Below are 13,804 nucleotides of genomic sequence, written 5' to 3' on the forward strand. Positions count from 1 at the left end.
TTAATATTTTAAAATTAGTCATTTTGATATAATTGATATTATTAAAAATAATTAACTATGAGGTTTTTAATATGAAATATTTAGGGTTTGTTAATGTAGAAAAAGGGTGGAAATGGTTAAAAAGTTTAGAAAGTAAATTAGAAAAAGAAAGATGGAATAGAAAAATAAATTGTAGTGGTAGAAAGTGTTTGTGGTTTGGTGTAGGAGTTGAGTTAGGTTTTAAAAATAGTATTTTTGTAGGGGAAAAAATTAATAATGGTTTGAGAAAAAGATGTAATGAGTTATGGGGTGGTGAAGATTGGAATAGTATTTTAGTTTATAAATATGAAAAGGGTGTAGAGTTAAAAGATCATATAGATAGAGATATTTTTGATAATAAAGTAGTAATTATTAATTTTTGTAAAGATTTGATGAGTGGTTTTAGATATGACGGTGATATTTATTGGTTAAAAAATGGTGAAGTAATAGAAATAGATAATAAAAAAAGACATGGTGTTTGTAAGGTTAATGAAGAAAGATGGAGTGTAAGTATTAGAAAAGTTATTTGTTAATAAATAATATTTAATAGTTGTTGTGGTAAAACAAGACCGCGTTCTAAAAAAGCTGTCGGTGGGGCAGTCGCCTGGCGTTTTTTTTTCTTTTCAAGATTCATAATTTAAACATTTTCACTTCGGTTTGGCGAAAAAAAAATTCACTACGTCGCACAGGCGACCGTTAATGGGGGAAAAATTTTCAAATGTATCAAAATAACTAACTTGCGCGATGGCTGTGTCCCTTGCTGTGGCTGGGTTTTTGCTTGTTTTTGCTTGTCAGTCGTGCTATAATTGTTGTTGTTGGTTCTTTTGTTTTGCTGTGTCTGTCCTCGCTTCGTCGTCTGTTTTTTCTGGGGTTGTGTCCGTTGGTTTTTCGGGTTCTCGTTCCCCGTCTGCTGCTGCTTCTGCTGCCTTGTCTGCGCTTTTGCGGGTCGTTCCTTCTGGTGTGCGTGTTTCCGTTGGTTGCGCTCGTGGCGTTGACTTGCTTTGTCGGTCTTTCTTCGCTGGTTCTCCTTCTCTGCTGATGTTCTCCGTTGCCTCTGGGCAGTTCGGTTCTGGTCGTTCTGCCTTTGCCCGTCGTTCTTCTCGCTGCGTGTTGTCTGTGGCTGCTGGTTTTCGCGGTCTGTTGGTGGCTCTGCCTTCTGCTGCCGTTCCTCCTGCTGGTGTTCGTCCTTCCCGTTCTTTCTTCGGTGGTGGTTCTGGTTCGTGGGGTTCGCTGGCTTTTGCCCTCGGTCGCGGTCGGCGGGTGTTGTTGTGGTTGCCCTCTGGCTGCTTGCCTCCTTCGTGGTCTGGGGTTTCTTGGTCTTCGGCTGGTGCTTTGGGTGCTGCTGATGGCTGTTGGTGGCTCGGTGTTCTCGTTCCTGTTGCTCCTGCCCCTGTGCAGTTGTCCCTATTTTAGTTTTCTTTGGGGGGTGTTTGCTCCTCCGTTACCCGTTCAATCTCAGAGGCGATCGCCCTTCTTGCTACCTCTTGCCAATCCTCAATTAATCCCGCTTTAATTGCTGCTTTCATCCCTTGAGGCATACGCAAAGTCATTTTTTCAGTACAAGGTTCGTCCCAGTCATACTTCTGCTGAAACTGATACTTTTCTAATTCTGGGTTGCCCCCTGGTCTACCTTTAGGCATTGTTATCATTATTAACTTCACCTCAATCATAGCAAGCCAGACATCCAAAAAAACTTTATTTTACGCGACCGTCATGCTATAATATCTTTAGTTCAACTAAAGGACACCGACCAATGAAATTAAAATTAAATCAATATCCCCAAGTCATTGCAGAGATAGAACTAAAAATCCTCAATGCTTCTTGTCAACTCGAAATTCAAACCGAGCAGATCGGCTTTATGGATGGAGAAATTGAAGTAGAAATCGCCTCTAATTCATCCTTGACTAACGAACAGCATCGCAAAGCCAAGCGTTTGGAGTTAAGACAGCAGCCAGACTATTTAGAATCTCTAGCAAAACTCAAAGCAATCAAAGAGCAAAGAGAAAAATTAACCATTAAATTAAATCAGCTACGCAATGAATTTTCAGTTGCCAAGCTCGAAACCAGAATGACCATTGCTCAACTTGAAGCAGCAGCTTAATAAAACAACCAAAGCCGAGAGGGACACCGACCAAAGCATCTTTCTCTCGGCTTACCTACATCAATTTTAATGAGGTAATTATCATGTTAAACGATTCAGTTTTAAAAGTTTCCCCAAACGGAAGCTTTAAAGTTACGCAACTATGCCAGAGTGTAGCAATTTGTGAAGCCCTCAAAGAAGACCGTCACAATTGGGGCAATGCTACCGAAACCGAACCAGCTTTTATAGTTTATCTAGGCTGCAAAAAAGACGAAATAGCCGAAAAAATCAGATATTTAAATCAAGCTCTTGGGTGTTATTGGTGTGAAATTCGCGAACCAAAGTATCTTAAAGAATTTGAAGCTGAAATCAAAATCAGAGGAATGATTAGACATTCGACTGAAGAAAGGAATGGCTTAGATTTTTTAGTTTGGGCTGAAAACGATTTTAATTATATCGAATTCGACGAGTACAACTACTACACCACAGGCTACCAACCACGCTGGTAAGCATCAAACAGTAACGGGGCGTACAAGCCCCTGAATTCGATTCAGGGGACAGCCCCTCACCAGTAAATAACGCTGGTTACTTCCCTTCAACGATTAAAGTTTCAAGAGTTTCCAAGAAGATGATTATCCGATCTAAATCCTTCCAAAATTGGTTTAAAACCAACCTAAAAGAACACGCTGAAGACATCGCCTTACATGGGGCTGACGCAGGATATCCATATATTACCTATACCGCCCATACTGTCAAAATTTTCGATAAATTTGCTGACGAAATTTGGGAGATGGCGGTAGAAGATGCCGAAGCGATGGGCTACAAAAACGTAGCTGCGATGATTGCTGAGTTTGGGCGTAGCGATATGCTCTCTAGCATTGACTCTTTTAAAAATCTCATGGTGTGGTACGCCTGTGAGAAATTCGCTCAACAGCTAACTGACGGTAACTGATGACTCATCCCTGGTGTAGTCAAAATCTGACTACACCCATCATCAAAACTTTTCAAACATAAATTCAAGTTCATTCCAGGAAATAATTCACTATGACTCAGAAAACAGACCGATACACCATTTCTCTATCTGATTGTCTCGAAGACATCGCCGAAAACTTTATCTATGCAGAAAGTGAATACAGTCACGTTCCCTCCTTCGTTTTAGTTCCCCTAATGTATGAGGCTGTAAACGATTTGATTGACGAATTCTCAACCAATCCAGAGAAATATATTAGCGATCGCCTTCGTCAAAAGATAGATGAAGCTGTAAGCGAATATCTAGCAGCATAAACCCACCATTCAAGCCATCGCGGACATTCAATTCAAGATTTCTCGCGGTGGCTAATCAAGGCATTTTCAGGCTCGACCGAAATGAATTACATACAGCTATCCCTCGACCTTCCAGGCTATCAAATTCGACCTAACACCCGCGTCCTAATCCTTGCCCCTCATCGTGAAGCAGGAAAAACAGGAAGAATCAGCATGAGATTTGACAGCGATTACTTAACGGACATCTCACGGGTTTGAGGAGACCTCAAACCCCGTGTCCTCATCAATCTGCGCGGGAAAGTCACCAGTTGTCATCGCAACCAACTAGAAATCATCGACAAACGCAGGGGATTTAGACAGGGAAATCATACCTATCCTGCTCGTTGGCAAAGGTACACCTACTACTAACAACATTCACACCCTGGCTTACTGTCAGGGCAATTTGGAATTCGTCTGATGATGCGGTCTCAGCTTCGCTGAGGCACTTCGTGGTCAGGCTTCGCCTGGCGCGTACGCGATCGCTTGGGCAGCAAAAAAGTTACCCGACATTCCCCGCGATCGCTCTTTAGCTGAGTTTAATTCTCTCGATAGTAGAAATGGTAAAAAAGCTTTAGCTTGGATTAAATATATCGAGCGACAAACGCAAAATTTCTAAATAAACCACCTTACTTTAAAGTAGTTTTCTGATAACATTTTTGTTATCGTAGGAGGTAAATAATCTAGTGACTCAATGGAAGATTGAGTTTTATCAGTCCCCCAGTGGCAATCCTGTAGTCTATGACTGGTTTCTAGAGCAAGAAGCCAAAGTCAAAGCTAGGTTTGCCCAAATCTTCGATCTACTTCAGGACAAAGGTACATCGGTAGGAATGCCTTACGTGCGTCCCATCGTTAACACCAAACTGTATGAAATTCGAGTCGAACAAAGTACCAATATCTATCGCATTTTCTATTTTGCCTACACTGGACGACGATTTATTTTATTACATGGATTTCAAAAGAAGACTCAGAAGACACCAAAGAAAGAGATTGAATTAGCTGAAAAGAGAAGAAAAGAGTTTCTAGCTCAAGAAACACAAGTTCAGCAGCCGAATAATAGCAAAACTAAGAAAAAGAGGAAAAAATAATGAGTGCTAATACTATTACCTGGGATTCTATCCGCGATGAAATATTATCCGATCCACAAGTAAAAGCGGAATATGATGCCCTCTCCCCTGAATTTGAGCTAGCCAGGGCAGTTATTACTCTGCGAGAAGGAATTGGTTTAACTCAAAGAGAATTTGCTGCCAAGGTAGGTATGAAACAGTCTCAATTAGCCAGAATTGAATCGGGAAAACAAACACCGAAATTGAAAACTTTAGCCAAGCTTGCTGCTGCTGCTGGTTATGAGGTTGAGGTTAACCTCGTTCCTGTTGAGGGAGAGCATGAAGGAAATGCTAAACCATTACGTTTGACTGCTAATGAATTGGTTAATAGTTGAAAAAAAGCGACAAGTCATATTTGCTTCAATACTTTTTACTTTTTTCTCCAGCCAATGTAGTCAAAATTGGTTCAATTGCTTCAACATTCAACTGTGTAAGCATTACAGCTTCAACGTTTGCTTCAACAATTGCTTCAACATTTCTCACAACTGCTTCAACGCAATCGCGCTTGTCGCTTTTATCTTCTCAAACAAGCAACTGTCATTCAAAGATAAGCAAAGTTATATTGGTTAAGCAGTAATTAAGAACGGATTAGCCCATGTCTTTAACCTAATTTCTCTATATTAGTCAATATAAATCATAAATATTAATAAATTTGAGATTATTTAGAGAATCTACCCCCTAAAAGAATATAAATATGAAAACTACTAACAAAAATACCAACCAGCAACAGATTCCAGTTTACAATTCTCTTATCTGAGTAAAAAACTTAGAAAGCAGTTGCCCAACTGACCAAAGTTAACAACTGCTCTCTGAATGTAAACCCCGCTTTCTCTGTAATTAGAGATGGCGGAATCATCATATTGAAAATACATACACCCATGATAACAGAAAATCTTCAGCAAGTAACCAAGCACAATCCCTGTCCTCACTGCGGAAAACCCGATTGGTGCTATTTTCTAGGCAATCTGTCAGTTTGTAAACGCGATGCAGAACCCGCTCCCAGTTGGAAAATGACCAGCAAACAAGATTCTGAGGGAAGTTATTATTATGCCCCAGAAGATAAGCCCCAAAAAGCCATCAGACCTGCTCAAAAAAGAACTTGGGAGTATCCCGATCGCCAAGGAAAGCCTTTAGTCCGCGTAGTTCGCATCGATGACGGCAAAGGTAGCAAACCCAAACGCTGGCAAGAACGCTGGAATGGTCGAGAATGGGTAAAAGGGTTAAAAGGAATCGAGCGAGTAGATATTCCTATTTATCGCTATCGGGAAATAAGAGAAGCGATCGCCCAAGGAAAAACTATTTTTATAGTAGAAGGTGAAACGTGTTATACGCCAGATACAGAAGTCTTAACACCTGAAGGATGGGTAAAATTAGAAAACTACAAAGAACAATCAGTTCTTCAATACAACTCAGACGGAACATCAAGTTTCGTTAATCCCTCAAGAGTCATCAAAAATTCTTATTCAGGGGAAATTATTCACACCTATGTCAAAGGACTGTCAATTATGACAACCCCAGATCATGACATGGTGGCATTAGATTATAAAGGTCGATTATTCAAACATAAAGCAGAACAAAGACCCGCTTTCTGTTCTTTTTTACCCCGCACAACCAAACACAGTGGCAATGGAATAAATCTAGCTGACAGCGAAATCCAATTAGCTATAGCCATTAGTGCTGATGGGCATTTTGTTCGGCGCAAAAAGTCTTCTAAATGGTCAGAAGAAGAACATTATCATGTAACCATTGAAATCAAGAAAGACAGAAAAAAACAACGACTCAAACAAATACTAGAATCAAGTGGTATCGATTATGATGAACAATACAGACAGAAAGAAAACTTTACTGCAATAGTATTCAGTCTTCCTCTTGATTTTCCTTGTTTCCGCGAGTTTCCTTGGGATTGGTTAGAGCAAACAACACTACAACAAAAAGAACTGATTTTATCAGAGTTAGTCCACTGGGACGGTAATAGTGTTCCCAATCGCCAACAGCACGAATATAGCTCAAAACATCACTCAAATGCTGTTTGGGTTCAAACCTTAGCTCATCTTACAGGAAGAATTTCAACTCTGATGCACCGCCAAAACCAACTTGGCAGTTGGTATAAAGTTTCTATTTTGCACACGAAAAAAACTAATAGCTGGCAAGCAATCCAACAGACAAAATTACCCTATGAAGGTTTGGTTTATTGCCTAACGGTATCTTCAGGAATGCTGCTCATCCGTAAAGACAATACTATCTCAATTTGTGGAAACTGTGCCGATGCACTTTGGAATTTAGACTTACCCGCTACTACTAATATTGGTGGTTCTGGCAAGTGGCAAGCGTCAGATACCCAAGATTTAAAGGAGGCTAAAAAAATTGTCCTCTGTCCCGATCGGGATGAACCAGGAATCAAGCATATGGAAACCATAGCTACTGACTTTAAAGATGCCCAATGGCTCTATGCTTTTCCTAACTCTCCTTTCTGGCATAACTTACCTTCATCTGGAGGAATCGATGTAGCTGACTGGATCGAAGACTACAATTTAACTAAAGCCCAAGTCTGGGAAGCTATCGAACCGTACCGAGAAGAACTTCCTAACCCAGAAGTTCCCACAACACCGCCCCCATCCGCAAAGAAGTATCCCCAAATGTGTATAGACACTATTTTCTCCGACACTCACTGGATCTCTTTTAACGGCAAGCTTTATCAGTGGGTTGGCACTCATTATCAAAAGGCTTGTCGAGTTAAAGCCAGAAAACGAATCGTTAATTGGTGCGACACCACTCCAGTAGAAACCAAAACAGGTTGGAAATACGCCTACGCCGATGCTACCCATGTCGAAAATATCTGGAAATGGGTGCTGGAATACTTTGAAGTTGCTCCCGAACAAATCAATCCTCCAGGTATTAACTGTCTCAACGGAGTAGTTAAAATTAACTGGAACAATGGAGTTGCTTCCTGGGAATTAGTACCCCACGACCCCGAAGTAATTTATACCTACGTCAGCGAATTTAACTTCGACCCCGATGCCGACTCTACCCAATGCGACAGGATGTTAAGCTGTCTCGAACCCGAACAGCAGCAGCTATTCATTCAGACAATGGCAGCTTCCTTGGATTTAGCCACCATTCGCAAATACCGAGGACGAACAGTTAAGGCTTTACTATGCAAGGGAGACGGTAACAACGGTAAAGATACTCTCAGAGAAGCAGTTAGATTGTTGTTCGGCGAAATTGGCATGAGCGACGCTACTATTGGTGACTTTAAAGCTTATGACAATGGTAGAAAATTCGATCTTGCCAAGCTAGAAGGAACGAGAATTAACTGGAGCAGTGAAAACAGTAGTTATGACGAGCTAGACCGCATTGAATCTCTTAAAAAAGCGATTACTGGTGAATCTTTAGATATGGAACGCAAAGGGGTAGATTCCCATACCATGAATCTATCTACCGTATTTTTGTTCAACGTCAACGAAACCCCCAATCTCAAAGCTGGACTAGAAGCAATTCAATCTCGTTGGGCGGTACTCAACTTCGACAAAACCTACAAGGTTAATGCCGATCCATCCAAAGGGGAATTAGAAGCCGACAGCCGTTTTCGCTACGACCCCTACTTTATTAAAGAGCAAGTTTGCCCAGCCCTACTCAACAAAATGTTGAAGGCATTAAAAAACTTAGCAGTCAATGGTCTTGACTATAGCTGCACCGAACAGGCACTACAAGATATTCAAAAAGAAACCAACCACCTTTGGGCATTCGCTCAAGATATGGGTTTGGAATATCAAACTGGCAGCAAAATCTATATTAATGACCTTTGGGAATCACTCAGGGAATGGTATATCAACAATGGCACATTAGAAATTGTTGCGACAGATAAGGGCAAAGAGAAAAAGATTTGGCACGACCAGCCAAGACGGGGCGATCGCAACGTCAAAGCTCCCAATCAGATCTATCAACGATTTGCCGAACTATTTCCCAAGATTAAGAAACAACGAGAAAAGAAAGATTCTCAGAGAAAAGGTCAATTTTATTTAACCGACATCAGCTTTAGTGAAGCAAATCGGATAGCTAGTGAAGCAACAGTGAAGCAATCAGTGAAGCACCAAACCCAGTCGCAGAGCGAGAATGAAGCAAATGAAGTCAAAAATTCCATAACTCAGGCAAAAAAAATTATTGGTGAGTTAAATAAATCGGAGCAAAAAGCTTTAATTTCCTGGTTGACAGCCATTGAGAAGAGTGAATCTAATTGTTCAACCGCTAATAAAAATTTATCTGCTAATAAAAATTCAGCGAAAGGTGAAAAAATTGCTTCACCTGCTTCACCTTTAGATACAGTAAGCGTTACAGCTTCACCAACTGCTTCACTAACAGCTTCACCAGACGAAATCACTGCTTCACTAATTACGAAGAAGCATTTTGCTTCACTTAGTTCAACAGTAGATAGAGAAGGAGTTACAACTTCTACCAATGGTTCACGCTCCGAATCATTAACCTTTGAAATAGGTTCTTCCGTCGCTAATAACAACCCTGAGAAAAATTCCTATAACTGGCACGGTACGATTGTTGGTTTTGACGGAGATGGTGCAGATGTTCGTTGGGATGAGCGCAAAGGAATGAAAGGAGGTCAAGTCCTTTGGCATAACTTATCCGAATTACGGCTTTTGTAAGATTGGGCGATTTGTTTCCATTAGTTTTATCTGTCGCATATCAGGCTAAATAACAGTGGTGAAGCAGTTGATTCTGATGTTGAAGCAAATGCTGAAATAAACGCTGAAGCTGAAAGCCTTATAGATCGAGATGTTGAAGCAGTTGAGTCAAATATAGCTACTTTGTCTTCTGAAGTTGAAGCAAAAGATGTTTTAGAAATTATCGATCTATTATCCTCACAAGATAAAAACCTAATCAAACAAAGGCTTATAGAGGATTTAGCAGACAGTGAAACCTAAAAAACAAAATTGAAAATTTAAAGTAACTTTTTTCCTGGCTGAAGTTGATAAAATTGCTTTAATTGCTTCAACAGTAGACTGTGTAAGCCTTACAGCTTCAACAACTGCTTCAACAATTGCTTCAACATTTAAGTTGACTGGAGAGAGTGCATCGATTCGGGTAAGTAACCCACAGATTTCGTAAGTTGGGTTAAACAACTACTAGCTCGACTTTCTCACCCAACCTTCGCCCTTAACTTCCCATTGTTCGGTTAATGCTTTGGCTAAAGCTTGTCCTCTTGGCTTTTTGCCTTTGACTCGATAATCACTAATTAAAAGATTGCTGACACCTAAAAGCTCTGATAACTCCATATCACTCAGTATCTTCTCATCCCCTGTCGTCTCTGATTTTGCTATCGGTGCAGTAATATTAACTCCCAATAACTTATTTTCCACTGTCCTCAGTCGCAAGTTAAGAAGTTCAATTTGTTGCCGTAACTCATCTGTTACCTTTTGGTTGGTTAAATCTTTGGTTACAGGTAACATTGATTCTATATGTGCGATACCAATTTTAATCAGTTCCAAAATGGTTGGGGTAACTTCTGGTTTGTTGCTACGATGATGGATTTTGGCATTGAAATGATGGAGAGCGATCGCTACAATCTCCTCATAAAGTTCATTGGGAATGCGAACATCGACCCTAGTAACATTTTCTGTCCTTCTGCTCATCATATCGGATAAGATCGGTATTTATCGGATAAGACTGAGCGTATCATGTAAACTCAATCAACAAGTAGAATTATTTCGCGAAGAAGTAGAAGTAGCTGTATTTAACCGAAACGATCTTGAAGATGGTTATGTTAGAGTAATCTTTGCTGCTAAGTTTCCAGAGAAGGTGTATATAAGAAAATAAAGAATAATAATATTTTTAAATTAAAAACAATAAATAAGAATTCCGAAATTAATACTTCAAATCTCAAGTTTTATTTGATGATTATTGTGACGGAGAATCATCCCGGTCTTGCTGAAAGTGTAGTTTGTAAAAATATAATTACATTAGGTAAAAAGCTTGAGGTAGGTGTACATTTAATCGATCCTATTGAACTATCTTAGCTTGTAATGAATTCTAAGAATAAAGATAATTTTTGGCAATTATTAGATCATAGATGGTTTCTGTCATCTACGAAAAGAACAGTTCACTTTAAATATCAAGATTAATCAATTTTTTATTAATGTTATCAATAGATAAAAACTAATTTTGTAGAAAAAAACTAACCAGATTTAACTGGAGATTTGTGTTTCCTACCCCGCTTATCCACTCGTTTAGCTTCTGGCTTAATTTCGCCAATTTCAATCATATTTTTTCGCACTTTACCTACGAAGGGAGCAGAGACTTGGCATTCAGTAGCAACTGCGCGATCGCTCCTGTTAGAATCCTTTGATAAACAATTGAATACCCTGTCCCATTTTTCCTGAGTCACTTCATCGGTGAGCAGGGTTAATAATTCGCATTTTTCCTCATAGCTAAAAAGTTTCTTAATCAGCAGCATCACGCCTGAGACATCAATTGAACTGATAGGTTCACTTGAATTCAATTCAAGTGCTTGCCTAGCAGCGCATTCCGCGCTTTTATGATCAACTAACTGTAAATTCTTTACAGTAGATAAGAGGCTGTCATCTGAATTTACTTCAGGTGCTTGAATGCTTCCTTCGGTTGCGGAGGGCGCGTCTTCCGAATTTACTTCGGAAGCTTGTGTCGCCCGTGATATTTCTAATTCTGCGGTGGATGTTGCTAATGCTTCAGAATCTTTATCTGTATTGCCATTAGATGTTTCCCCAAACGTTGCCGATGTTTCCTCATCTTCATCTTCATCCTGTTCATTATCTTTTTTAAACCAGTCTGGTTTACCAACAATATACAAAGTAGATTTACTACGAGTGAGGGCAACGTAGAGTAAATTATCCTCCTGCTCTTTTTGCCATCCCAGTTGTCTTTCCCAAACCATCGGCATATCTTCGGGCTTGATAATAAAAATGCGATCGCCTTCTAAACCCTTAGCTCGATGGCAGGTAGAAAGGGTAATAGGAGACTCGTCATCGGAAAATAGATCGTCAATATAATTGCAGAGATGTTCGATACAGGTGGCATTGGGTTGGCTACTGTAAATCGTGAAGAGTGCGTTGAGTTTGTCAGCAAGATTCTCCTTCAGTTGCTCGGCATTGTCTAAGTTCTCGTAGGTTTGAAATTTGAACTCGCGGTATTGTTCTACGAATAAATTAAACTCTTCATACCGAAAGCCTGTAATGTCGGCAATCGCCTCTAGTTCAGATTTGATTTGCTTACCAATATCTTTGCCCTTAACCGTCGCAGCAATTCCTTGACCAATTAACCTAATACACAAACTAACTAATGGTGCAGTCTTGCGAGACAGAACCATATCCCCTACTTTAAGATGAGCCTCATGTTGATCCGACCACAAATCATTGTTGTCGATTTGCTCTAAAATTCCTTCTGGTGCATCCTCCGATGGCTCAATAGGAATATCTGGAAAGATGCGATTGACCAAATTAATATGACGAGTAGGACAGCGATAACAAAGAGAGAGGGGTAATTCAGTTGCTTGTGTGCGCTCTACTATCTTTTGATAGCTTTGATTATCTGCTCCACTGAAGCCATAGATAGCCTGACAATTGTGAGTAACAATTCCGTCCGCTACATAAGTATGATATTTTTCTACATCCAGACTAAAGACAGAACCTTCATATCTTTCCTTTGATACGGTTATTTGCTCCCAATCCTTTTTGTAACAGTGAGGATGATTTTTATAAGGAAGCATCAAGCAACCATCTACTAGATTTGAGGCTTGTACTACCATCGGACGCTTTAGGCTTTGCAGCCATTGCCGATCTCTTTTGAATAGTGGATAGCGAATATCTCGACCAAAGTAATCGAGGCACTCCGCAGCACGCTCGAAATTATTGCCAATGAACTGCCAAGCTTTTTCTAATAATTGTGGGGTTCTAATTGGAGCATCTGAAAACACTAACTGTGGCAATCCAAACCTACCTGATATCGCTTGCTCCATGATGAATGCTTCATCTCGACTTTCATAAAATTCCAGAATCCACATTGCATCTGCACCTTCGTTTCTCAGCCGAGCTACTGGTCCCGTTCCTCCACTCTCGTTTATCGATACTTTGCTCATTCCTACCCGAAACTGCATCCCAAGCTGCATCAGATAGACACAATAATGATTTTTAAATGGTTCAAAGGATGCTATGCAGTGGTGATTTTTGGTATATTTGCTTATCAGTCCAGATTTGGTTTTGACAACTACCAATTCGTCTTTATAGTATCGTTCGGTAATTCCTGTAACCTTACAAGATGTGTAAAAATGCCCATCTTGAGCAGAATAAGAATAAACACAATCTCCTACTTTTAAATCTTCAATCTTCACCCATTCAGTTTTGATTTTGTGTCTTCCCCTGGGACGCTTTACAATCTTCAATACCTTAGTACCTGGTGGCTGACAGGGATCTCCAACATAGAGCATTCTTCCATTATCACCAGCCAGCATCAAACTCAGTTCTAGCTGCGCTGCATTTAAGTCCTGGCATTCGTCAGTGAGAACGAACTGGTAAGTCTGAAACCAGCTTTTTTCATTTAACGCCCATTCTACAGGCAGCCAAACCATATCTGTAAAGTCAATCCGATGGTTATTAATTGCCTGTTCCTGACCCTCTATCAAAATATCAGCGATCGCCCTACTGACTCGTTTGAAATCGTGAATTCCCTCAAGATTATGATGATAGGCAATTCTTTCAATGGATTCAACGGACAAATCCGATAAAGTTAGTCTGGCGAGGTCAATGAGAGTTAAAAAATGTTCGACTCTGCTAATGGCTTTACTTTCGGTCAATGAACCTTTGTAAGTTCTCTTTTTGGTTTTTCTAGGTATGAGCTTTTTTTGTTCCGCTATCTGACGGTATTTAGAACTAACTACCCGTTCATCTCTACGAAACTTACCAATTTCCTGTTGTAAAATCTTGAAACCTACTGAATGTAAAGTTTGAATTGAAAATTTCCACTCTTGACCAAACTTGGCAATTAAATCGAGGCTGTTTTGTTTGCCGAAGACAATTACCTTGATATCTCTAGGTTCGAGTCCCATCGAACGCAGTTGTTGGGCTGCCAGCTTTAATGTGGTGGTTTTTCCCGAACCTGCCACCGCATTACAGGTAGCATTCCCCTTGCCATTAGCTAACCAATCTAAAACCCTTTGCTGATATTTACTTGGCTTCATTTATCTAACTAGCGATCGCCAATCATTTATTTATGATTGCTTAACCTTTATCTAGTGTAAACAGTTTACACTAGAGATAAAAAT

Annotated in this window: 14 protein-coding genes; 10 read left to right on the forward strand and 4 right to left on the reverse strand. The window is 40.0% G+C overall.

Annotated features, from left to right (window positions below; genetic code table 11):
- The first annotated feature begins 71 nt into the window (after window positions 1-71).
- Both STA7437_RS24100 and STA7437_RS24105 read left to right on the forward strand, forming a co-directional pair.
- A complete protein-coding gene (locus tag STA7437_RS24100) occupies window positions 72-551 on the forward strand; it encodes a hypothetical protein (RefSeq protein WP_015195705.1) in 480 nt (159 codons plus the stop codon).
- A 340-nt stretch (window positions 552-891) separates the two neighbouring features.
- Entirely contained in the window at window positions 892-1,431 is a 540-nt protein-coding gene (locus STA7437_RS24105) for a hypothetical protein (protein ID WP_245562224.1), read from the forward strand.
- Here the strand turns inward: STA7437_RS24105 and STA7437_RS24110 are convergent.
- Window positions 1,428-1,667, reverse strand: coding sequence for a hypothetical protein (locus STA7437_RS24110; RefSeq protein WP_015195708.1), 240 nt, complete (start codon window positions 1,665-1,667; stop codon window positions 1,428-1,430). The two genes, STA7437_RS24105 and STA7437_RS24110, sit on opposite strands and share 4 nt — an antisense overlap.
- Window positions 1,668-1,771: 104 nt before the next feature.
- On the opposite strand from STA7437_RS24110, the gene STA7437_RS24115 reads away from it, so the two are divergent.
- From STA7437_RS24115 to STA7437_RS24145, 8 genes are all read left to right on the forward strand, one after another.
- Window positions 1,772-2,119, forward strand: a complete 348-nt coding sequence (locus STA7437_RS24115) for a hypothetical protein (protein ID WP_015195709.1) — start codon at window positions 1,772-1,774, stop codon at window positions 2,117-2,119.
- 83 nt (window positions 2,120-2,202) lie between these two features.
- Complete coding sequence (locus tag STA7437_RS24120) at window positions 2,203-2,607, forward strand: hypothetical protein (protein WP_015195710.1); 405 nt, start codon at window positions 2,203-2,205, stop codon at window positions 2,605-2,607.
- 119 nt (window positions 2,608-2,726) lie between these two features.
- A complete protein-coding gene (locus STA7437_RS24125) occupies window positions 2,727-3,050 on the forward strand; it encodes a DUF7222 domain-containing protein (RefSeq protein ID WP_015195711.1) in 324 nt (107 codons plus the stop codon).
- Between the two features lie 92 nt (window positions 3,051-3,142).
- On the forward strand, window positions 3,143-3,382 hold the full coding sequence (locus STA7437_RS24130) for a hypothetical protein (RefSeq protein WP_015195712.1): 240 nt from the start codon (window positions 3,143-3,145) through the stop codon (window positions 3,380-3,382).
- Window positions 3,383-3,463: 81 nt separating this feature from the next.
- Window positions 3,464-3,619 carry a hypothetical protein gene (locus STA7437_RS26735; protein ID WP_171815492.1) on the forward strand — a complete coding sequence of 52 codons (156 nt, stop codon included), beginning with the start codon at window positions 3,464-3,466 and terminating at the stop codon, window positions 3,617-3,619.
- A 464-nt stretch (window positions 3,620-4,083) separates the two neighbouring features.
- The gene (locus STA7437_RS24135) at window positions 4,084-4,485 is read left to right on the forward strand and encodes a type II toxin-antitoxin system RelE/ParE family toxin (RefSeq protein ID WP_015195713.1); all 402 of its coding nucleotides are present in this window, start codon (window positions 4,084-4,086) and stop codon (window positions 4,483-4,485) included.
- A complete protein-coding gene (locus tag STA7437_RS24140) occupies window positions 4,485-4,838 on the forward strand; it encodes a helix-turn-helix domain-containing protein (protein ID WP_015195714.1) in 354 nt (117 codons plus the stop codon). Before STA7437_RS24135 ends, STA7437_RS24140 begins: the two co-directional genes overlap by 1 nt.
- Before the next feature lie 543 nt (window positions 4,839-5,381).
- Window positions 5,382-9,158, forward strand: a complete 3,777-nt coding sequence (locus tag STA7437_RS24145; protein WP_015195715.1) for a DUF5906 domain-containing protein — start codon at window positions 5,382-5,384, stop codon at window positions 9,156-9,158.
- 258 nt (window positions 9,159-9,416) lie between these two features.
- Here STA7437_RS24145 and STA7437_RS24150 read toward each other — a convergent pair whose 3' ends face one another.
- The 3 genes from STA7437_RS24150 to STA7437_RS24160 form a co-directional block, all read right to left on the reverse strand.
- Window positions 9,417-9,635 carry a hypothetical protein gene (locus STA7437_RS24150; RefSeq protein WP_041620661.1) on the reverse strand — a complete coding sequence of 73 codons (219 nt, stop codon included), beginning with the start codon at window positions 9,633-9,635 and terminating at the stop codon, window positions 9,417-9,419.
- A 3-nt stretch (window positions 9,636-9,638) separates the two neighbouring features.
- Window positions 9,639-10,148 carry a hypothetical protein gene (locus tag STA7437_RS27285; RefSeq protein ID WP_015195716.1) on the reverse strand — a complete coding sequence of 170 codons (510 nt, stop codon included), beginning with the start codon at window positions 10,146-10,148 and terminating at the stop codon, window positions 9,639-9,641.
- Between the two features lie 539 nt (window positions 10,149-10,687).
- Window positions 10,688-13,720 carry a UvrD-helicase domain-containing protein gene (locus tag STA7437_RS24160; protein WP_015195718.1) on the reverse strand — a complete coding sequence of 1,011 codons (3,033 nt, stop codon included), beginning with the start codon at window positions 13,718-13,720 and terminating at the stop codon, window positions 10,688-10,690.
- Window positions 13,721-13,804 lie beyond the last annotated feature (84 nt).

It is taken from the genome of Stanieria cyanosphaera PCC 7437 (assembly GCF_000317575.1).
Classification (GTDB): domain Bacteria; phylum Cyanobacteriota; class Cyanobacteriia; order Cyanobacteriales; family Xenococcaceae; genus Stanieria; species Stanieria cyanosphaera.